The organism is Hafnia sp., from assembly GCF_036648275.1.
GTDB classification, from domain to species: Bacteria; Pseudomonadota; Gammaproteobacteria; order Enterobacterales; family Enterobacteriaceae; genus Hafnia; species Hafnia alvei.
In genome coordinates this window covers 19064-40431 of the sequence record NZ_JAVXIQ010000020.1, presented here as the reverse complement: position 1 = coordinate 40431, position 21368 = coordinate 19064, and the positions used below count along the sequence as shown (strand labels likewise).

Sequence of the window (21368 nt, the reverse complement as noted above, 5' to 3'; positions counted from 1 at the left end):
CAAGATGACGGAACCGACAACCCCGCCTGAAAAGGTTGAGGAAACGAACACCGCGACTGAACACGAGATCCAGCCAGCATCTAATCTCAATAACAATACTTCTGGTGAGCAGGTCGCTAAAACTGTGAAAAAAGAATCCGCAAAAGGGCCGGTGCTCGGTGCTATCGCTATCGTTATAGCAATCGCTCTCGGCGCAGGTTTGTATTATCACGGCCATCAGCAGGCTCTGGCTCAACAAGCTGAAAACAATGAACTCAGCGACCAGCTGAACGCATTGCATACTGAACAGGCACAGGAAAAGCTGCGCATTAATGCGTTGATCAATCAGCAAAACAAAGCGCTTAGCGTGACCGATCAACTGCAAACCTCACAGTCGCAGCAGCTAAAAGAGCTTGAGGCGAAGGTGGCCGCGATTTCCGGTAGTGATGCGAAAAACTGGCTGCTGGCTCAGGCTGACTTCCTCGTCAAGCTTGCGGGCCGCAAGCTGTGGAGCGATCAGGATGTGACGACCGCGGGCGCACTATTGAAAAGCGCAGATGAAAGCTTGGCTGAAATGAATGACCCAAGCCTGATTGACGTTCGTCGCGCCATTACCGAAGACATTGCCTCGCTGGCCAGCGTTAGCCAAATTGACTTCGACGGCATTATTCTCAAGCTGAATCAGCTCTCTAACCAAGTTGACGATCTGCGTTTAGCAGATAATAACACCGACGAAGCGCCGATGGATGAAGACAATGGTGAAGTATCGAGTTCACTGACCGAATGGCGACAGAATCTGGTGAAAAGCTGGCATAACTTTATGTCGGAATTTATTACCGTGCGCCGTCGTGACAGCAGTGCCGAACCTTTGCTAGCCCCAAATCAAGACGTCTATCTACGCGAAAATATTCGTTCTCGCCTTCTGGTTGCCGCGCAGGCTGTTCCTCGCCATCAAAACGAGGTTTATCAACAGTCGCTTGAAACTGTCTCAACGTGGGTACGTGCTTACTTCGACATGAACGATCCAACAACCAAAGCGTTCCTAAGCCAGTTGGATGAACTCAGCCAGCAGTCCATCAATATGGATGTTCCTGCGGAGCTGAAAAGCCAGCCGTTGTTGGAAAAGCTGATGCAAACCCGCGTGCGTAATTTGATGGCAACACCTTCTGTGCCAGCCGCAGCACCCGCAACGCAGGGGGAATAGACATGCTTAAAGTTTTATTGCTGTTTATTATCCTGATCGCAGGGATCGTTCTGGGGCCGATGTTTGCTGGTCATCAAGGCTATGTTCTTATCCAAACGGATACCTACAACATTGAAACCAGCGTCACATCGCTGGTGATCATGTTGATCCTATTGATCGTGGTTCTCTTCGCGATTGAATGGGTACTGCGCCGCGTGTTCCGCACCGGTGCCCGCACTCGTGGTTGGTTTGTTGGCCGCAAGCGTACTCGCGCTCGCAAACAAACACGTGAAGGCTTAATGAAGTTAGCCGAGGGTGATTACACTCAGGTTGAAAAACTGCTTTCACGCAATGCGGATCACGCAGAACAACCTGTCGTTAACTATTTATTGGCCGCAGAAGCCGCTCAGCAGCGCGGTGATGAGCTACGCGTAAACCAGTATTTGGAACGCGCGTCAGAAGTTGCTGATAGCAACCAGCTGCCTGTTGATATCACCCGAGTACGTATTCAATTGGCGCGTGGTGAAAATCATGCTGCCCGCCACGGTGTTGATGCACTGCTCAACGTAGCTCCGCGTCACCCCGAGGTTCTTCGTTTAGCCGAACAGGCATATGTTAAAACCCAGGCATATCAGTCATTGCTTGAGATCCTGCCCAGCTTGGCAAAAGCCAACGTGTACAACGATGAAGAGATCCAAAAGCTGCAACTTCAAGCATACATTGGCCTAATGAACGAACGTATGGCCAACGGCGGTAGCCTCGAGCTGAAGAGTTGGTGGAATGACCAGAGTCGCAAAACTCGTCATGAAACAGCGCTGCAGGTAGCCATGATTGAGCATCTTATTGAATGCAACGATCACGATACGGCTCAGCAAATTCTGGTTGATGGTTTGAAGCGTAAGTTTGATGAACGTTTAGTGTTGTTGATGCCAAAGCTGAAATCAGGTAATCCTGAGCAGTTGGAAAAACTGTTGAATCAGCAAATTAAACAGCATGGCGCAAGCGCGCTGCTTAACAGCACCTTGGGTCAGCTCTTGATGCGTCATGGTGAATGGCAGCAGGCAAGCGATGCGTTTCGTGCTGCGCTGAAGCAGCGTCCTGACGCCTACGACTACGCGTGGCTGGCTGACGTACTTGATAAACTGCACCGCCCAGAAGAAGCGGCGCAGATGCGACGTGACGGATTGCTATTGACGCTCAAACAAGAGCAGCCTGCGAATCCATCCTAACAATTGCTTCACTTCTTAAAAGCCCGCATAGCGGGCTTTTTTTATTGCCATTTTGAGACAAAAAAAACACCTGCCAAAAGGCAAGTGCTTAAAAGGACAATCAGATCTTAGGACAACTGATTGGTGTCTCACTCAACGTTACGCCCGTAGCTTGATGAAGGGTCAAGACCACTATCATCAGAATCGGACAATAGACACCGTAAATTGGCTCTGCATCATTCGGAGGTTTATGAAGCTTTCGCAAACATAAGGAGGTGAATGAGCATCTACGTGATAATTAATGCACATGGCGTGCCAAGTTTTTTCTATACGGAATTTAAACCGTATTTTTCCATGATTCGATAAGCCTAAGGCTTTAGGCGTGGCTACATTTTTATAGCGAGTTAGGATTTCAGCGAATTGAGCGCTCAGAAGGTGGTTCTAAATAGTAGAACTCATATTCAGTCTATAAACTGTCGTCTAAAAACGACACCGTTACCTTCATTATTTTTTATTCAATTAAATTAATGAGTTATAAGTCTCAATTCAGAGACATCACATATGGCCTTTGTCGTGAATAGCCAACAAGTTAAAAATAGTCTTTTAAAATCAACAGGATAAATAGAAATAAAACGATAGAGTTATCACTGAGTGGTTGATAGGAAATGGCGCAAGAGAAGGAGATATTTTAGACGAAAAAAAACCCCGCATTGCGGGGTCTTTCTCAAGAGTGGTCGGCGAGAGAGGATTCGAACCTCCGACCCACTGGTCCCAAACCAGTTGCGCTACCAAGCTGCGCTACTCGCCGATACAATTCTTTTCACCGATAACGTCAACTTCACATTATGGTTTTCTAGCTGTCTGAAAAAGATTTTTTTATAGAAAATCATTTTCATAAATTGGTCGGCGAGAGAGGATTCGAACCTCCGACCCACTGGTCCCAAACCAGTTGCGCTACCAAGCTGCGCTACTCGCCGATAACTCTTTAGACTACCAAGAGTTCGTACTGCTAAATGACCTCAGTCATTTTACTACTCACAGATTTACCAATTCTAGATTGGTTGTGGTGCGAAGAGAGGGACTTGAACCCTCACGTCCGTAAGAACACTAACACCTGAAGCTAGCGCGTCTACCAATTCCGCCACCTTCGCAATGCCACTTAAATCTGGGGTGGCTAATGGGACTCGAACCCACGACAACTGGAATCACAATCCAGGGCTCTACCAACTGAGCTATAGCCACCACTGCAAATCTTTTACGCGGTATTAAAACCACCGCAGCTCCGGCACCTCACTAAATGGTGCGCCCGACAGGATTCGAACCTGAGACCTCTGCCTCCGGAGGGCAGCGCTCTATCCAGCTGAGCTACGGGCGCTTAGCGCCGTTGCGGGAACGGATATTACGGACTTGGTGCCATGCTGTCTAGTGCTTTTTGTCATAAATATTGCGTTTGATTAGACTTTGCGCATTCTGACGCAAAAGTCGACGCTTTACCCTACGACTTCTATCAAATCATCAGTGTTTATCCGCTATCGATGGATTTTCATCCACCAAGCCCCTGACGAATGAACATACCGATGACAGAGAAAAGTGGCAACAATAAGGGGCTAAAAGCCCCTTTGGTTTACTGGCTATAGACGACCGCCGTAGTAATACCCTAAAAATTTAAGCAGCTTCAGCTGACGACGCCAACGTGTAGGCTGCGACAGCAGGCGGTAAAGCCACTCCAAGCCAAGCTCTCGCCAGACTTTAGGCGCTCGTTTAACGTGCCCAGTAAATACGTCGTAGGTTCCACCGACTCCCATATAAAGTGCATCGGGATAAACGTTACGGCAGTCGCGCATCAGAATTTCCTGCTTAGGCGAGCCCATCGCGACGGTCACAATTTTTGCGCCACTCAACCGGATGCGCTCAAACAACGCCGCACGGTCTTCTGGTTTAAAGTAGCCATCTTGGCTACCCACGATATTCACGTTCCATTGCTGACGTAGCTTAGCTTCTGTTTCAGCCAGAACCTCTGGTTTGCCACCAATCAAGAATACCGGTGTTCCGCGCTCACCGGCACGCTGCATCATGGCTTCCCACAAGTCAGCACCCGCTACACGACTTAAATTCGCGTTTGGATATTTGCGGCGTATCGCACGAACCATGCTGATGCCATCGCAATACTTATACTCCGCCGCACCAATCAGCTCGCGCAAAGGCTTATCCACTTCAGCGGTCATGACCTTTTCAGCATTGATGGCAACCAAAGTACCAGTCTTCAGTTCACCGTCATCAAATAGGTGCTCAAGAAAGTGCGGCATATCACGGAAGCCCCAAAGCTCAATACCCCTGATGTCATATTTAGGAATGGGGTTTGTCGTCTGCATGTTCATTGTCCTTGTAATACCTTTTCAACCGGAGCCGTAGCCCGTGGTGTACGATTCCGGCGTACGTGCTGTCGAATCAACCCAGCACTATCAAACAACCAATAAATTAGTTTTGCCAGCAGTAGGCACAGCCCAAAGATCAGGCAGAAGAACACCACTCGCGAAACAAAAGAGTCCACACCCTCACGCGCCAGCACGATAATGTTAAATACCGCGCCAAAACAAAATGCCTGCATCACTGCGGCTTTGTAGCGATTCGGCTCGCGCTTGCCCTTTTCATAGAGCCAATCAAACCACTTAATAATCATGCCCACTGCAACGGCACCCAACGGAATAAACGCAACACCGCCCATCACGACCAAAGAACCAATCAGCGTTGGCGAGATAGCCAGCCCGGAATGATTGTTCAACACTTCCCACGTAAAGTAGTTGGCTGTATTGAATACCTGATCGGGACGTCCCGGCCACATCCAACTTGGGATGAAAACATAGAAGTCACGGATGATCGGAGCCAACCCTTGGAATTCAATCTTGTCGTAATTCTGCAGCAGTAAGCCTAAGTTTTCCCACGGTGAGAATGTATCTCGTGTGAGGTATAAGAACGTATAAAACGCCTCATCGCCGCTAACGTTCATCCCATAGCGTTTAAGCGCAAGCCAGAACATACCAACGATGCCTAAAACCCCCGCAGCCACTAGCATCCACAGAGTGATCCAGCCGCGAACAATGCCGATAAACAAGAACAGCGCAAAGGCGATAATAATATTGGCGCGGGTTCCCCCCACAATCACGTAGGTCAAAACACCAAATGCTACCGTGCTCACTAAAAAGAACAGCCACGCATGCTGATCCTTCTTGAGAAAGTAAACCACCAGCATGGCGGGAATGAAGAAGTAGAAGAAGCGTTTAAGCGCCACGCCCGATACATCGCTGGAGAAAATCTGGCTGTATGAATGCAGCTTGAACAGCAAGAAGCCGTTGTTCATAAAGAACACGCCAACGGTGCCAATCGCAATCAATGCCAGCAGAATCCATGTCAAATGCGCTTCGACACGGTTAACACTGAACATCGAGCGTTCAACGTTAACCTTCTGTACCGGCCTTAGGCGGGTTTTATAGGTAACATAATAGATGGCATAAAATGCCGTTGCTGAAAGCTGGGCATAAAGCAGATATTCAACGGGAACAATCGTCACATCAAACCGGAATACCAGCATGCAGGTTAGTGGGAACCCAAAGTAAAACGTCAGCAAAAACAGCAATGAGAAGAAAACATTGAAGTTAAAACGTACGCGGCGAAACTCTTTGTAGGTCAAAAATAGAACGAAAACGACCGAGAAAAAGTAGACCAGCGAAAGCCCGCCTAATTGCGCTAGAGTCATACCTGCTCTCCTGCAGCAATGGCTAATGCTTGCTGCCAGCCATCAATATAGTTTGGATTAAAGAACGCAATTTGGCCCTTATCGACCCCGCTCATCTGTCGCTGCGCTTCACGTACCACGCTTGGGTCTAGCGAATCACCGTAAAACAAAACGGGTAAATGCTGCTCGGCCAGATCCTGCCAGAATGGATTCTGACGACTCAAAACAAACGGCACCCCAAACTGAATCAACAGGCACAAAGTCCCAATCCCCTGCTGGCGATTGAAAATGAAATAGCCCAAATCACAGCGGCGCAAAATATCGAGATAATCATCAAACGCCACCTGCTCAGTTAGGAGCTGTACATTCTCCGCAGGGAATAAACGCTCAGCCGCATCTCTCACTTGGGCAATATAAGCATCATTATTCGCCGGATAGCCCAGCGGGATAATAATGTGATTATGGCTACCGAACTGCTCTTTGATGGATTCCAACGCTTCAATATGACGATTCGTTCGATCGCCCGAATTCCCAACTAAAATCGTCAGCGGGCCATCCGGTGCTTTTTGTGGATTTTCAAGCGTCAGCGCCGGATCCATGCGCGTAGGGAAATAGAGCAGAGAAGCTGGTACGCGAGGATGGCGCTGCTGGTAATGAATTAAATCACCACGCGTAGCAAATACGTGTCCAACTCGCCCTTGGGCCACTCGGCGTAGCAAATAGAAAAGGCGGAATTTCCAGCTGGTTGCATCCTCATACAGGTCTGCGCCCCAAACATGCCAAGCCACCTGTGAGGATTTGATTTTACCCATCAGTATCGCAATCCACAGCGTGGGATTAAATTGCCCATGCATGAAGAAACGTACCGAACGATCGGCTTGAGCTCGCTTGATGACCGCTTCAGCTAAGCTTTTTTTATCGGGCCAAACGGCAACATCAAGTTTATCAAACGCACTAAAAGCCGATGCGTCGCGTGCGGCAACCATAAAGTGCCGAGCCTGCCCTTCAGATACGCGTTCACTCAGCACATCATTAAAGAAGCGCAGCACGGTAAGGTTATGGTGTGGGATATCCGATCCCAGAACGTGAATCAGTGTCGTCATGCCCGTCTACGATAAATCAAGAATACAGATGTGCAGAGCAGGAAATAGACGATGTAAGTCGCCATATATGCCTGAGCTGCCCCAAGAGCGCCATGCTGCGGGATCAGCCAATGAGAGAACCCGGTTAGCAAGATGAACTGGCTAACTTCGGTCATGACATAAAAACGCAGCGATGCTTTGGCAATCACCAGATAGCCAAAAACATAGGAACCGACTTTCAATACATCGCCAACTAATTGCCAAGCAAAGAGATCGCGCATCGCCGTAAATTTATTGGAGAAAAGCAACCAAATAGCAAAATCGCGCAGCAACCATACGGTAAAACTCGCTACGGCCACCGCCGGTAATACAAACATGAGCGAGCGCATAATTTCACGGCTGATCTCATGTTTGCTCACCAAGCGCGACAGCGTCGGCAACAGATAAACGCTAAAGGAAGCCGTAATAAATTGCAGGTAGGCATCTGAAATACTGCTAACGCCTTGCCAAATCCCCACTTCATCCCAGCTATAGTACTGAGCAAGCAGATTTCGCATCATCACATAGGCCACCGGCAGCGTCACCGAGGTGATAAGCGCCATGATGGTGAATTTGCCCAAATGACTCGCAATGGCTTTATCCCAGCCGAGACGAAAATAATTTAGCGGTATATGTTGGCGTTTAAATAGCATGAACGCCGCAGGGATCACCACGATGGCCGGAACCAGCGCCAGCCCAGCCAATGCGCCAGGATAACCACCAAACGCATAGCAGAGATAGTACGCCACGACACCCAGCAAACTACCGCCGATAATCGATAGCGCGTTGCCTCGCGCGTCACGGAAGCCTTTGAGCACCGCCATGAAGAAGTTGGCGTAGGCAATCCCCATCTGGATAAACGCCACGGCGCGGACTATTGGTTGATAGTCTGCGTGCCCGAATAAACCGACGCTTATCGGTTCAGCGGCTATCAGGAATACCACCGCCAGCAGGGTCGAGAACCCTAAAATCATGCTGGATGAGGTGCCAACGACCGCTTTTAAACGATCTGGCTGCTGATGGTATTCCGCCACGTATTTGGTGATACCGTTAAAAATACCTGCACCAGACAGAACGCCCAAAACGGTCACCATCTGGCGGAAGTTCCCCGCCTGACCCACACCGCTAGGGCCAAAAGAGACCGCCAGCAGTTTTACGACCAAAAGCCCTACCCCGATTTTTATCAGCGTAGAGCCTGCCGTCCAAAGAGATGCTTTTGCTAATGACATCAGCCGAAGAAACTCAGGATCGTGTTGATCACCGTACGTTGGTTAACGTCAGACATATTATAGAACAGCGGTAGACGGGCTAAACGCTCGCTCTCTTTGGTAGTGAAGTTATTCTCACCAGCAAAATGACCAAAACGCTCGCCGGCTGGGCATTCATGCAGCGGAATATAGTGGAATACCGACATGATTTCTGCTTCTTTCAGATAGCTGATAAACGCCGAGCGCTGCTCAATATCATTCAGTTTAAGGTAGAACATGTGCGCATTTTGCTGGCAATCATCAGGTACGGATGGGAGCTCAACTTTGCCCTTTTTAGCTAACGGTAAAAACGCATCATAATAATTCTGCCAAAGCTGCAAACGGCGCTGATTGATCTTCTCAGCGGCTTCCAACTGAGCCCATAAATAAGCGGCCTGAAGGTCAGACATCAAATAGCTAGAGCCAATATCACGCCAGGTATATTTATCGACGAGGCCACGGAAGAACTGGCTACGATTGGTGCCTTTCTCGCGGATAATTTCAGCACGCTCAATCAGTGCAGGATCGTTAATCAGCGTCGCGCCGCCTTCACCACCGGCGGTGTAGTTTTTGGTCTCATGGAAACTAAAGCAACCAATATGACCAATGGAGCCCAGCGCTTTGCCTTTATAAGTCGACATCACACCCTGGGCGGCATCTTCCACCACAAACAGATTATATTTTTTCGCCAGCGCCATAATGGTGTCCATTTCACAGGCCACGCCTGCGTAGTGAACCGGCACAATCGCACGAGTTTTATCCGTGATAGCGGCTTCTATTTTGGTTTCATCGATATTCATCGTATCTGGACGCAGATCGACAAATACGACCGTCGCACCACGCAGCACAAACGCGTTAGCCGTGGAAACAAAGGTAAAACTTGGCATGATGACTTCGTCGCCAGGCTGAATATCGAGCAGCAGCGCAGCCATTTCCAAAGAGGCGGTGCACGAAGGCGTCAGCAACACTTTAGCGCTGCCAAAGCGTTGTTCCATCCACTGCTGGCAGCGGCGGGTAAAACCACCGTCACCGCACAGCTTGCCGCTGCTCATCGCAGCCTGCATATACTCAAGTTCGGTCCCTACCACTGGAGGAGCATTAAATGGAATCATGTGTTCACCTGTATAGCCAGTACGCCGTGCTTTCAATCACGGCACCGCTGCGAATATAAAGCCGTAAAGCCGGAATATTGCCAATTTGCGTTGCAACATGCAGACGCGACAGGTTTTTATCCCGACACCAATTTTGTGCCAATAGCATTAACTGCCTGCCAACGCCAAGACCGCTACACTCTGGCGCAACCGCCAACAGACCAATTCTGGCCTCGCCATTATCAAGAGCTCGCAGGGTGACAAAACCTGCGGGTTTCATCTGTGCATTCAGAACTAACAGGCATTGATGGTCAAAGGTGCCCAGCACGGCTTTTTCCACCCACTCGGCGTAAAAACGTGCGCTATCGTCTGCTTGATACCAAGGCGCCCGAAAGCGACTGAGCGCGAAAGCCTGAGCAGCCTGAGTCCGTAGCCAAGGAATATCCTCCGCTGACGCAATGCGACAAGAAGAGCCCATCGGCTGTGAATTAGCAGGTTCCATGCCAAGTTGGGCTTTTTCTATAGAAAGAGAAAGATCAATTTCTCCTTCAACCAGACGAAAACCTAGATTTGCTAAGTCATCCGCCAGCGTGACTCGGTCGGCGGGAATTTTGGCCTGCACAATATCAAACGGCTGAAAATCAGCCGTTGTTAATATTGGTGCCGCCGTTGAAAAAGCTAACTTGGCGGTGCGGAGATGAAAATATTCACTCTCCCACGCCAAGGGTTCAATACTGGCGTGGACGCACATGTAATCGACCCATTAAGTTTTTGCCTTCCAATTTTCTTTAAGAAAAAATTATTGCAGACCCAAGCGCTCACCGGCGTAAGAGCCATCCTGCACGCGCTTCCACCACGACTCATTAGCCAGATACCATTGAACCGTTTTGCGAATGCCGCTTTCAAAGGTTTCCTGAGGTCGCCAGCCGAGCTCACGCTCAATTTTGGCGGCATCAATGGCATAACGCATATCATGACCTGGGCGATCGGTCACATAGGTGATTAAATCAGCATAGTGCTCAACGCCTTCTGGTTTGCTAGGAACAAGCTCCTCCAAAAGGGCACAAACGGTTTTCACAACGTCGATATTTTTACGTTCGTTGTGACCACCGATGTTATAAGTTTCGCCAATCGCACCTTCGGTAACCACCAGATATAGCGCACGCGCGTGATCTTCAACATAAAGCCAATCACGGATCTGGGCTCCGTTGCCATAAACCGGCAGCGGCTTGCCAGCTAATGCGTTGAGGATAATCAACGGGATTAGCTTCTCAGGGAAATGATACGGGCCATAGTTGTTCGAGCAGTTAGTCACGATAGTCGGGAAACCATAGGTCCGTAACCAAGCGCGGACTAGGTGATCGCTGGAGGCTTTCGACGCCGAATATGGGCTGCTAGGTGCATATGGCGTAGTTTCAGTAAAGAAATCATCGGTGCCATGCAGATCGCCATAAACTTCGTCAGTCGAAATATGATGGAAACGGAATGCATCTTTACGCGATGCATCAAGCCCATTCCAGTACTGACGAGCGGCTTCTAACATCGTATAAGTGCCAACAATGTTGGTTTCGATAAAATCAGCTGGGCCGTCAATGGAACGATCCACGTGGCTTTCAGCGGCCAGATGCATAACATAATCAGGCTGATACTGGGCAAAAACGCGATCCAATTCATTGCGGTTACAAATATCAACCTGTTCAAACGAATAGCGCTCGTTATCGGCTACAGGCGTGAGGGATTCTAAATTGCCAGCATAGGTCAGCTTATCAACCACAACCACGCTGTTATTCGTATCTGCAATGATATGTCGTACAACGGCCGAACCAATGAATCCAGCGCCGCCGGTTACAAGAATGCGTTTCACTTCCATACCCCTTTGGTATCAATGATATAAGTCTGAGCGACTTGCTCAGCAGGAATTGCTTTAAACTGTTTATGATCGACCAGCATTACAATCACATCCGCATCACGTAACGCATCATCAATGGTAGCCAGCTCGGCATGACCAATCAGTTTTTTCGGCAACTGCTCAATATTTGGCTCGACGACCATCGTTTTACCCACGTGCCACTCGGAAATCATATGGGCAATTTCCATCGCCGGGCTTTCGCGTAAATCGTCAATATCAGGCTTAAAGGCCAATCCAAAGCAGGCAATTTTAACTTCAGCGGCGCGTTTGCCACATTGAGCTAAACAATCAGCAACGGTGGCCTTAACGCGGTCAACCACCCAGAGCGGTTTACCGTCGTTCACCAAACGTGCGGTATGGATTAAGCGCGCCTGCTGAGGGTTCTGAGAAACGATGAACCAAGGATCAACCGCAATGCAGTGTCCGCCAACGCCTGGGCCAGGTTGCAAAATATTGACGCGTGGATGGCGGTTGGCAAGGGCAATTAAATCCCAAACGTTGATACCCTGAGTATCACAAATCAACGACAGCTCATTAGCGAAGGCAATATTTACATCGCGGAAGCTGTTTTCCGTTAATTTGCACATTTCAGCAGTGCGCGAGTTCGTTACTACGCATTCACCCTCGAGGAATATCTTATAAAGCTCGCTGGCTCGTGCGGAACATTTTGGCGTCATTCCACCAATAACACGGTCATTCTGGATCAGCTCAACCATCACCTTACCCGGCAATACACGCTCAGGGCAGTAGGCAATATTCACATCAGCCGCTTCCCCAACTTGATGCGGGAAGGTTAAATCAGGGCGAGACTCAGCCAACCAAGCAACCATTTGCTCCGTGGCACCGACAGGTGAAGTAGACTCGAGAATAACCAAGTCGCCTTTTTTCAGCACTGACGCAATAGATTTGGCCGCAGACTCAACGAAAACCATATCGGGTTCATGATCGCCTTTAAATGGCGTAGGAACCGCGATCAAAAAAGCGTCTGCCGCTTCAGGTTTGGTTACAGCACGTAGGAAGCCACCTTCAACGGCCTGCTTAACGACTTTGTCTAAATCTGGCTCCACGATGTGGATAGCGCCGCGATTAATGGTATCAACGGCGTGCTGGTTCACATCTACACCAATCACTTTCCTCTGGCGTGAGGAAAATGCAGCGGCTGTTGGTAAACCAATGTATCCCAAGCCAATAACAGAGATAGTTTCAAAACTCATAACGTCACCTGATGATTTTTTAGGGCTTCAAGGATGCGCTGACAGGCATGTCCATCGCCATACGGGTTATGTGCACGGCTCATCGAATGATATTCCTCTTCATCCGTGAGAAGCCGGCTGACTTGTTCTAATATATCCTGAGTATCCGTCCCTACGAGGCGCACCGTACCTGCATCCACCGCTTCTGGGCGTTCGGTCGTATCTCGCATCACCAACACGGGTTTACCCAGCGATGGAGCCTCTTCCTGAATACCACCAGAGTCTGTCAGGATCATATAGGAATGATTCATGAGATAGACGAAAGGCAGGTAATCTTGTGGCTCGATAAGAATCACGTTGTCGATCCCACGTAGAATCCGATTAACAGGCTCGCTCACGTTCGGATTTAAGTGCACAGGATAAACGACTTGCACCTCAGGATGGGTGCGAGCAATCTCAGCCAAAGCGCTGCAAATACGTTCAAAACCCCCACCAAAGCTTTCACGACGATGCCCGGTAACGAGAATCATCTTCTTGTTTTTATCTAAGAATGGATAACGTTGGTCGAGACTTTCTCTCAGTTCATTATCGCTAAACACACGGTCTCGCACCCAAATCAATGCATCAATAACGGTATTACCCGTTACGAAGATATTTTTATCGGAGATCGCTTCTCTAATCAGGTTCTGTTTAGACGTTTCCGTTGGCGCAAAGTGGAACATGGCCATATGGCCTGTCAACGTACGATTCGCCTCTTCTGGCCACGGCGAATACAGATTGCCAGTGCGCAGGCCAGCTTCAACGTGGCCAACAGGAATTCGCTGGTAAAAGGCGGCTAGGCTCGCGGCCATCGTGGTGGTGGTATCACCGTGAACCAATACGATGTCAGGTTTAAACTCTTCTAATACCGGCTTCAAACCTTCAAGAATACGACAGGTTATTTCGCTTAACCCCTGACCCGGTTTCATAATATTAAGGTCATAGTCAGGTACGATACTAAATAGATGCAATACTTGATCTAACATCTCGCGATGCTGAGCGGTTACGCAAACTCTCGCTTCAAAGGCACTATCCTTGGCCAAAGCGTGAACCAGCGGTGCCATTTTAATGGCTTCAGGACGGGTTCCAAATACAGTCAATACTTTCACTGTAGATCTCTTTTTATCAGTAAATTACGACCATTAGCCGTAGTTTGGGCACCTTTCGGTGCCCAATAGGATGAATTCAGATAACTTGCGGACGGGTTCGCCTTACTAAGGCAACACCAGCACCCACTAAAGCGCCAATCGCTCCCCACATCACCAACATAAATCCGCGGCGAGGACTATCGCGTTTAACCGGTTCTTCTGGAGTACGTAGGTAGCGATAGGTTTGGAATTTGCCATCTAATGTTGGCCCAACATTCAGAGTATTTAGCATGGCACGATTTTGATCGTAATCGAGATCGTAGCTTGGCCCTGAGGCCTGCAATGCCTCTAACCGAGCCTGCAACATTGGGCGCCCTAGCATGAATAAGTCGGCCGCAGGAAGCTGCTCAGCCGGAGTATCAGTGCGTGAACTGCTGATCCCTTGCTGTTGGGCAATTTTCAAACCTTGCTCAAGCCCTTTCACTTCGCGCTGGTAAATGGCGGAAGCCACTTCTTCCTGACGTTTAACCTGAGCTTTGAGCGAAATGGTTCGAGCGGCCCACGCGCCTTGAATCTCTCCATTCAAGTGGCCCGCCGCTTGCTGGCTGGCAAAAGCCACATATTGACGCAGTAACTGATTAGCATCAGCCGCCGTTTCAGCAATCAACTTAACGCTGTCATTGGTTTTCTTCGCATCATCACGCGGCTGGAAAATGATATTATTGACCAGCTCATCCAATAACGCGGCATCAGCTTTGGCATCGCCCTCTTTACGCTCTTGGTAATACTTGGTCTGTAGCCAGAAATCACGGCGAGTATCGTATGCGGCAAGTTGCATAATGAATTCATTATAGGCTTCATCTGCAATAGTCGGCTCTTGTGTTGCGTTAGCACCACTTCGCTGATCAAGGTTACGCAAAAACTGCTGCTGTGAGTAATAGCCACCCAGCATGTTAACCGTTGGCCTATCGGTAATCGCAGTTGCGCTCCACTCTTGCTTCATCAGGAACGAAACCAGTATTGCTACGATAGCAAAGGCCGCGGCCATACCAATAATCCACGTTTTGCCCTGCCAAAGGGTGCGGCATAACCCGCGAATATCTAACTCGTTTTCAACGAGCATTTCGTTCTGATTCGACATTGTCTCAATACCCATCACTACATCAGGTTAAGCTTTTTTGCGCTGTGCTGCGTTACGGAGTCGTCGCTTCATACGCTTTATATAACGAGCAACACGCCACGCGCGTTTAATACAGTACCCGTACATGAAAAATGCAAGCAAGAATAATGCCAACATTCCCCATTCAGGCATAAACGGCAGCTTTTCTCCCAAAATACCAATTCCTGCTAAAAGTGCAGCGGCAACGGTAATCAGAGCAAAAGCCTGACGAGAAGTAAAACCGGCACGCATAATTAAATGATGAATATGCTGGCGGTCTGGAGAGAAGGGGCTCATGCCTTTGCGTAATCGGCGGTACATGATCGCAATCATATCCATCAGTGGGATCGCAATCATCCACAAAGCAGTCACTGGGTTCATCGGATGAGATTTACCTTGTGTACTTTGCAGCAAGATCCAAATCACTGTAAAGCCAATCAAGGTGCTACCAGCATCACCCATAAATACTTTATACCGACGCCCTAAGAGACCGAGGTTTAACACGATATAAGGTAAAATCGCCGCAATAATGGCAAAGCACCACAGAGCCAGATCGCCTTGATGATCTTGGAAAAGCAAAATCCCCATCGCGCCAAAGGTCACGCAGGATAAGCCCCCCAGTAAACCGTCAATCCCATCAACCATGTTGAATGCGTTGATTGCGGCCCACACAGCAAACAGCGTCACGACATAGCCAAACGGACCGAGAGTTAACTCCCAAGGCCCTAGCACATGGCCAAGCGTCATGAGATACAACCCGCCATACACCATCATCGCCACAGCAATCAGCGCTTGAACCGTGGCTCGGAATTTCACGCTAATATCGAAGCGGTCATCCAAAGCACCTACAAACACCAAAATACCCGCGCAAATGAGATAGAGCTTAGCGTGGGGTATATATGGCTGGAAAAAGAGGAAAGTAAAACAGATGCCCGCATAAACGGAAATACCACCAACCAAAGGAATTAACCCCTGATGGCGTTTGCGATAGTTAGGCTTATCAACTAATCCTACTTTTTTTGCGACTTTTCGAGCAAAAAACAAGAACGCAAATGAGAATAGGAAAATAAGGAAAAGGCTCATACTCATATCGAGTAAATTCACGGTTAACTGCTCTCTGTGTTTATTGCTAACAAAAGAATTAGTTTGCTAAACAATGCCATAAAATTTGGTATCGATGGATAGTACACCGTCACACATACAATTCCCATGTGATAACACATGAACTGCAAAGTTGGCATGATGCATCAAGCATTAAGCAGAACAGACGCCATCGACGCCATCATCGCGGCGCGGCGCTTAGTGTACTAACACCTATTTTAGTGAACAAGCGTATCCGCTAAATGAGAAAAACGCCATGTTATCTCTAACATGGCGTTTCCCCGAGTTGTCTGAAAATTAAGAACGCTTCATCATATCGAAGAAATCGTCGTTCGTTTTCGTCATCGCAAGTTTATTAATGAGGAACTCCATCGCATCGATTTCGCCCATTGGGTGGATAATCTTACGTAGGATCCACATTTTCTGCAGCTCTTCTGATGTAGTCAGAAGCTCTTCTTTACGTGTACCAGAGCGGTTGTAGTCGATCGCTGGGAAGACACGTTTTTCTGCAATTTTGCGAGAAAGGTGCAGTTCCATGTTGCCGGTACCTTTAAATTCTTCATAGATAACTTCATCCATTTTAGAACCGGTATCTACCAGCGCGGTGGCGATAATGGTCAGGCTACCGCCCTCTTCCACGTTACGCGCAGCACCGAAGAAGCGTTTTGGACGGTGCAAGGCATTCGCATCCACACCACCGGTCAGTACTTTACCTGACGCAGGAACCACGGTGTTATAAGCACGAGCCAGACGAGTAATGGAGTCAAGCAGGATGATAACGTCTTTCTTATGCTCAACCAGACGCTTCGCCTTCTCGATAACCATTTCAGCAACCTGAACGTGGCGGGAAGCGGGCTCATCAAAGGTCGAAGCAATAACTTCACCTTTAACCAAACGCTGCATTTCGGTTACTTCTTCTGGACGCTCATCAATCAGCAGAACCATCAACGTACAATCTGGATGGTTGTAGGCAATGCTTTGTGCGATGTTTTGCAGCAGCATGGTTTTACCCGCTTTCGGCGGAGCCACGATAAGGCCGCGCTGACCACGCCCAATAGGCGATGCCAGATCCAACACGCGTGCAGTCAAATCTTCAGTAGAACCGTTGCCGCGTTCCATACGAAGACGAGAGTTTGCATGTAGAGGTGTAAGGTTTTCGAACAGGATTTTACTGCGGGCATTTTCAGGTTTGTCGTAGTTAACTTCGTTAACTTTCAACAGGGCAAAATAGCGTTCACCTTCTTTCGGTGGGCGGATTTTACCAGAAATAGTATCGCCAGTGCGAAGGTTGAAGCGACGGATTTGACTTGGAGAAACGTAGATATCATCAGGGCCAGCAAGGTAGGAACTATCACCAGAGCGGAGGAAACCAAATCCGTCCTGCAATATTTCTAGCACCCCGTCACCGAAGATGTCTTCGCCGCTTTTTGCATGTTGTTTCAGGATTGCAAAAATGATGTCCTGTTTACGCATACGGGCCAGATTCTCTAGGCCCATGTTTTCGCCAAGAGTAATTAGCTCTGAAACCGGCGTGTTCTTTAATTCGGTAAGATTCATAATGGTGGGTTCTTTAAACTCGGGGTATATCTCGAACGTATTGTGAATGGTATGACAGGGGTCATCCATGCCTGTTTGTGGACTTTCATAACACCCGATGTGGATTACAGCGCGGATAAATCGCACACATGAGAAAAGATTGCAGATCCAATTCGCGTGTACTCATTGATGATATGAAGGTGCCGTACGGTTTAAAACCTATGTTTTAGCTTGCTGCTCCCCAGCGGTGATGGCCGCAATACTTTGAAAAGGCCGCACTATGGGGTTAAAACACAGAGGTCTCAAAACAGAATAAAACTTAGATTCTAACTTTATGATTCAAACTACAGGTATGTACTGTATTGCAGTGCGATTAAACTTAACACGCTTATTCGCGGACGTCTAGCGGTCAGTCGCAAGAAAACGACTAACCGCTAAACAACATCATAAAGAACGCATTATGATGATTACAGATTCGCGTCCAAGAACTCTTTCAATTGAGTCTTAGACAAAGCGCCGACCTTAGTCGCAGCCACTGCACCGTTTTTAAACAGTAACAGGGTTGGAATACCGCGGATGCCAAACTTCGGCGCCGTAGCCGGGTTTTCATCGATATTCAGTTTAGCAATGGTCAACTTGCCTTCGTATTCAGTCGCGATTTCATCCAAAATCGGAGCAATCATCTTGCATGGACCGCACCATTCTGCCCAGAAATCAACCAGAATCGGGCCTTCAGCTTTCAATACATCGGTATCAAAGCTATTGTCACTCAGGTGAACAATTTTATCGCTCATGTTCTACTCCACAGGATTAAGTCTGCCTTTATTGGTATAATCTTAACCTACTAGACCGATCATCTTCCAATAAAGGGTTGACTTTATTTCAACGGATACGCGTTCGTAAAGCAATACTTTCGTGAACGTCTTTCGTGAACATAGCGTTAACTGTTATTCTACGACACTATGAGCAAAACACACTTAACTGAACAGAAGTTCGCCGACTTCGCCCTGCACCCTACGGTGGTCAAAGCCCTTGAATCTAAAGGCTTTCATAACTGCACGCCTATTCAGGCACTCGCATTACCCCTGACAGTGAACGGGCGTGATGTTGCAGGTCAGGCGCAAACAGGCACCGGTAAGACGCTGGCTTTTTTAGCGTCAACTTTCCATTATTTACTTACTCACCCTGCCGCAGAGAACCGTAAAACCAATCAGCCAAGAGCGCTGATTATGGCTCCGACACGTGAGTTAGCCGTTCAGATCCACTCCGATGCTGAAGCTTTAGCGCATGAAACTGGCCTGAAATTAGGCTTAGCTTACGGCGGTGACGGCTATGACAAACAGCTTAAAGTGCTCGAAAGCGGCGTTGATATCCTGATCGGCACCACCGGTCGTCTTATCGATTATGCGAAACAAGGCCATATCGACCTAGCCTGTATTCAGGTCGTGGTTCTTGATGAAGCTGACCGCATGTTCGATCTGGGCTTTATCAAAGATATACGCTGGCTATTCCGTCGCATGCCTGCGACCAATCAGCGCCTCAATATGATGTTCTCTGCCACGCTGTCATACCGCGTGCGTGAGCTGGCTTTCGAGCACATGAACAACGCCGAATATATTGAAGTCGAGCCAGAACAAAAAACGGGTCACCGTATTAAAGAAGAGCTGTTCTATCCTTCTAATGAAGAAAAAATGCGTTTGCTACAAACGCTAATAGAAGAAGAGTGGCCAGATCGCTGCATTATTTTCGCTAATACCAAACACCGCTGTGAAGACATCTGGGGCCACTTAGCCGCAGACGGACACCGCGTTGGTTTGCTGACCGGTGATGTAGCGCAGAAAAAACGCCTGCGTATTCTTGATGATTTCACCAAAGGCAATCTGGATATTCTGGTTGCGACCGACGTTGCGGCACGTGGGTTACATATTCCACTGGTTACACACGTCTTTAACTACGATTTACCTGATGACTGCGAAGACTACGTTCACCGCATTGGTCGTACGGGCCGTGCTGGCGAAAGCGGTTATTCCATCACGCTAGCGTGTGAAGAATACGTATTAAATTTACCGGCAATTGAAACTTATATTGAGCATTCAATTCCAGTAAGTAAGTACAACAGCGATGCATTGCTAACTGATTTACCTGCGCCGAAGCGATTAACTCGCCCTCGGAGTAACAACGGCCAACGCCGTAGCTCAGGCCCGCGCCGTAACAACGGTTCGATGCGTCAAAGCCGTAAACGTACGAGTTAATTATTTATGCGTAGCTCCGCCTCATTGTATGCCGCTATTGATCTTGGTTCTAACAGCTTTCATATGCTGGTTGTGCGTGAGGTGGCGGGGAGTATTCAGGTACTCGCCCGAATTAAGCGCAAAGTACGTTTAGCTGCGGGTTTAGACAGCGAGAATATGCTCTCTGACGAAGCGATGCAGCGTGGTTGGCAATGCCTACGGTTGTTCTCTGAACGTTTGCAGGATATTCCGCGTGAACAAATCAGGGTGGTAGCCACGGCGACGTTGCGTATAGCAAAAAATGCGCAGCAGTTCATCACCCAAGCAGAAGAAATCCTTGGTCGCCCAGTACAGGTGATCAGCGGAGAAGAAGAAGCTCGCCTGATTTATCAAGGCGTGGCGCATACCACCGGGGGTTCTGCACAACGCTTAGTTGTCGATATCGGCGGTGGTAGTACCGAGTTAGCCGCAGGCAAAGGCGCAACGGCGGATGTTCTTCACAGTTTACCTATGGGCTGTGTGACATGGCTTGAGCGCTATTTTAGCGATCGTAATCTATCGCAGGAAAATTTTGATCGTGCAGGATCTGCTGCACGTGAAATGATTTTACCGATAGCCGATAGCCTAAAGCAGCACGGCTGGCAAATTTGTGTGGGAGCGTCGGGCACCGTTCAAGCGCTGCAAGAAATCATGGTTGCTCAGGGAATGGATGAGCGTATAACCCTGAAAAAACTGCTGCAAATGCGCCAACGCGCTATCCAATGTGGAAAGCTTGAAGAGCTAGAAATTGATGGTCTTACGCTAGAACGTGCGCTGGTTTTCCCGAGTGGGCTATCTATTCTGATCGCGATTTTTGAAACGCTGGATATTGAAAGTATGACGTTATCCGGCGGCGCGCTGCGTGAGGGATTGGTGTATGGCATGCTGGACCTGCCGGTAGAACAAGATATTCGTGCTCGTACTATCCGTAATATTCAACGGCGATATCAGCTTGATATTGAACAGGCAGAACGCGTTAGCCTGTTAGCGGAAAATTTTGTCTTACAGTTATCTAAAGCCTGGCCAATTGATAGCCGCAGCGCAGAATTACTGCACTGGGCATGTCTGTTGCATGAGGTTGGCTTAAGCGTTGATTTTAAACAGTCAACGCAGCATGCCGCTTATCTGATCCGTAATCTTGATTTACCGGGTTTCACGCCTGCACAAAAGAAACTTTTGGCTGCCCTGTTGCAAAACCAAACCGGCACGCTAGATATGCAGGCACTCAACCAGCAAAATGCCGTTCCACAGGATATTGCTCACCGGCTATGTCGCATTCTGCGTCTGGCAATCATTTTTGCCAGCCGTCGCCGCGACGATACGATGCCACTTTTGAACCTCAAGGCCGAAGGCGATACATTGCACCTCGTCCTCCCTGCGGGTTGGCTACATGCTCATCCTCTGAGAGCCGAAAACCTGCATCAGGAAAGCCTGTGGCAAAGCTATGTGCATTGGACTCTGCTCGTGGAAGAGATTGAGTAAGACAAATCGTAGTGGTATTGAAAAGGCGT

The 21368-nt window shown here is 48.5% G+C and carries 17 protein-coding genes and 5 tRNA genes; 4 read left to right on the top strand and 18 right to left on the bottom strand.

All coding sequences use genetic code 11. The features are described from left to right. Positions 1-4: 4 nt before the first annotated feature. Positions 5-1183 (top strand): uroporphyrinogen-III C-methyltransferase, encoded by a 1179-nt coding sequence (gene hemX, locus RSC70_RS15875; protein WP_332542973.1) that lies wholly within the window; start codon positions 5-7, stop codon positions 1181-1183. A 2-nt stretch (positions 1184-1185) separates the two neighbouring features. Beyond that, positions 1186-2391 carry a protoheme IX biogenesis protein HemY gene (hemY, locus tag RSC70_RS15870; RefSeq protein ID WP_040046690.1) on the top strand — a complete coding sequence of 402 codons (1206 nt, stop codon included), beginning with the start codon at positions 1186-1188 and terminating at the stop codon, positions 2389-2391. A gap of 710 nt (positions 2392-3101) precedes the next feature. Here hemY and RSC70_RS15865 read toward each other — a convergent pair. The 18 genes from RSC70_RS15865 to trxA form a co-directional block, all read right to left on the bottom strand. Then, positions 3102-3178 (bottom strand) — tRNA-Pro (locus RSC70_RS15865). Between the two features lie 92 nt (positions 3179-3270). After that, positions 3271-3347: transfer RNA gene (locus RSC70_RS15860), tRNA-Pro, on the bottom strand. Positions 3348-3434: 87 nt separating this feature from the next. Beyond that, positions 3435-3521 (bottom strand) — tRNA-Leu (locus RSC70_RS15855). Positions 3522-3536: 15 nt separating this feature from the next. Continuing rightward, positions 3537-3612, bottom strand: a tRNA-His gene (locus RSC70_RS15850). Positions 3613-3668: 56 nt separating this feature from the next. After that, a tRNA-Arg gene (locus RSC70_RS15845) sits at positions 3669-3745 on the bottom strand. A 256-nt stretch (positions 3746-4001) separates the two neighbouring features. Further along, complete coding sequence (wecG, locus tag RSC70_RS15840) at positions 4002-4742, bottom strand: lipopolysaccharide N-acetylmannosaminouronosyltransferase (RefSeq protein WP_442904313.1); 741 nt, start codon at positions 4740-4742, stop codon at positions 4002-4004. Positions 4743-4744: 2 nt separating this feature from the next. Further along, a complete protein-coding gene (gene wzyE, locus RSC70_RS15835) occupies positions 4745-6124 on the bottom strand; it encodes an ECA oligosaccharide polymerase (protein WP_332542971.1) in 1380 nt (459 codons plus the stop codon). Then, positions 6121-7206 carry a TDP-N-acetylfucosamine:lipid II N-acetylfucosaminyltransferase gene (locus tag RSC70_RS15830; RefSeq protein ID WP_063586048.1) on the bottom strand — a complete coding sequence of 362 codons (1086 nt, stop codon included), beginning with the start codon at positions 7204-7206 and terminating at the stop codon, positions 6121-6123. The genes wzyE and RSC70_RS15830 overlap by 4 nt, the downstream gene beginning before the upstream one ends. After that, a complete protein-coding gene (wzxE, locus tag RSC70_RS15825) occupies positions 7203-8453 on the bottom strand; it encodes a lipid III flippase WzxE (protein WP_332542970.1) in 1251 nt (416 codons plus the stop codon). The genes RSC70_RS15830 and wzxE overlap by 4 nt, the downstream gene beginning before the upstream one ends. Then, entirely contained in the window at positions 8453-9583 is a 1131-nt protein-coding gene (rffA, locus tag RSC70_RS15820; protein ID WP_043490209.1) for a dTDP-4-amino-4,6-dideoxygalactose transaminase, read from the bottom strand. Before rffA ends, wzxE begins: the two co-directional genes overlap by 1 nt. Positions 9584-9587: 4 nt before the next feature. Next, entirely contained in the window at positions 9588-10313 is a 726-nt protein-coding gene (gene rffC / locus RSC70_RS15815) for a dTDP-4-amino-4,6-dideoxy-D-galactose acyltransferase (protein WP_282808135.1), read from the bottom strand. A gap of 48 nt (positions 10314-10361) precedes the next feature. Next, the gene (gene rffG, locus RSC70_RS15810; RefSeq protein WP_172863829.1) at positions 10362-11432 is read right to left on the bottom strand and encodes a dTDP-glucose 4,6-dehydratase; all 1071 of its coding nucleotides are present in this window, start codon (positions 11430-11432) and stop codon (positions 10362-10364) included. Next, positions 11423-12685, bottom strand: coding sequence for a UDP-N-acetyl-D-mannosamine dehydrogenase (wecC, locus tag RSC70_RS15805; protein ID WP_332542969.1), 1263 nt, complete (start codon positions 12683-12685; stop codon positions 11423-11425). The genes rffG and wecC overlap by 10 nt, the downstream gene beginning before the upstream one ends. Next, complete coding sequence (gene wecB, locus RSC70_RS15800; protein WP_282808133.1) at positions 12682-13812, bottom strand: non-hydrolyzing UDP-N-acetylglucosamine 2-epimerase; 1131 nt, start codon at positions 13810-13812, stop codon at positions 12682-12684. Before wecB ends, wecC begins: the two co-directional genes overlap by 4 nt. A gap of 76 nt (positions 13813-13888) precedes the next feature. Further along, a complete protein-coding gene (gene wzzE, locus RSC70_RS15795; RefSeq protein ID WP_332542968.1) occupies positions 13889-14947 on the bottom strand; it encodes an ECA polysaccharide chain length modulation protein in 1059 nt (352 codons plus the stop codon). Between the two features lie 12 nt (positions 14948-14959). After that, entirely contained in the window at positions 14960-16054 is a 1095-nt protein-coding gene (gene wecA, locus RSC70_RS15790) for a UDP-N-acetylglucosamine--undecaprenyl-phosphate N-acetylglucosaminephosphotransferase (RefSeq protein WP_304187067.1), read from the bottom strand. Positions 16055-16348: 294 nt separating this feature from the next. Continuing rightward, positions 16349-17608 (bottom strand): transcription termination factor Rho, encoded by a 1260-nt coding sequence (gene rho, locus RSC70_RS15785; protein ID WP_008815829.1) that lies wholly within the window; start codon positions 17606-17608, stop codon positions 16349-16351. A 446-nt stretch (positions 17609-18054) separates the two neighbouring features. Continuing rightward, complete coding sequence (gene trxA / locus RSC70_RS15780) at positions 18055-18381, bottom strand: thioredoxin TrxA (RefSeq protein ID WP_004089255.1); 327 nt, start codon at positions 18379-18381, stop codon at positions 18055-18057. A 168-nt stretch (positions 18382-18549) separates the two neighbouring features. Here trxA and rhlB point away from each other — a divergent pair, with 168 nt between their 5' ends. Both rhlB and ppx read left to right on the top strand, forming a co-directional pair. After that, positions 18550-19839, top strand: a complete 1290-nt coding sequence (gene rhlB, locus RSC70_RS15775) for an ATP-dependent RNA helicase RhlB (protein WP_025802099.1) — start codon at positions 18550-18552, stop codon at positions 19837-19839. Positions 19840-19845: 6 nt separating this feature from the next. Continuing rightward, positions 19846-21339, top strand: a complete 1494-nt coding sequence (gene ppx / locus RSC70_RS15770; protein WP_063586055.1) for an exopolyphosphatase — start codon at positions 19846-19848, stop codon at positions 21337-21339. The last annotated feature ends 29 nt before the right edge of the window (positions 21340-21368 follow it).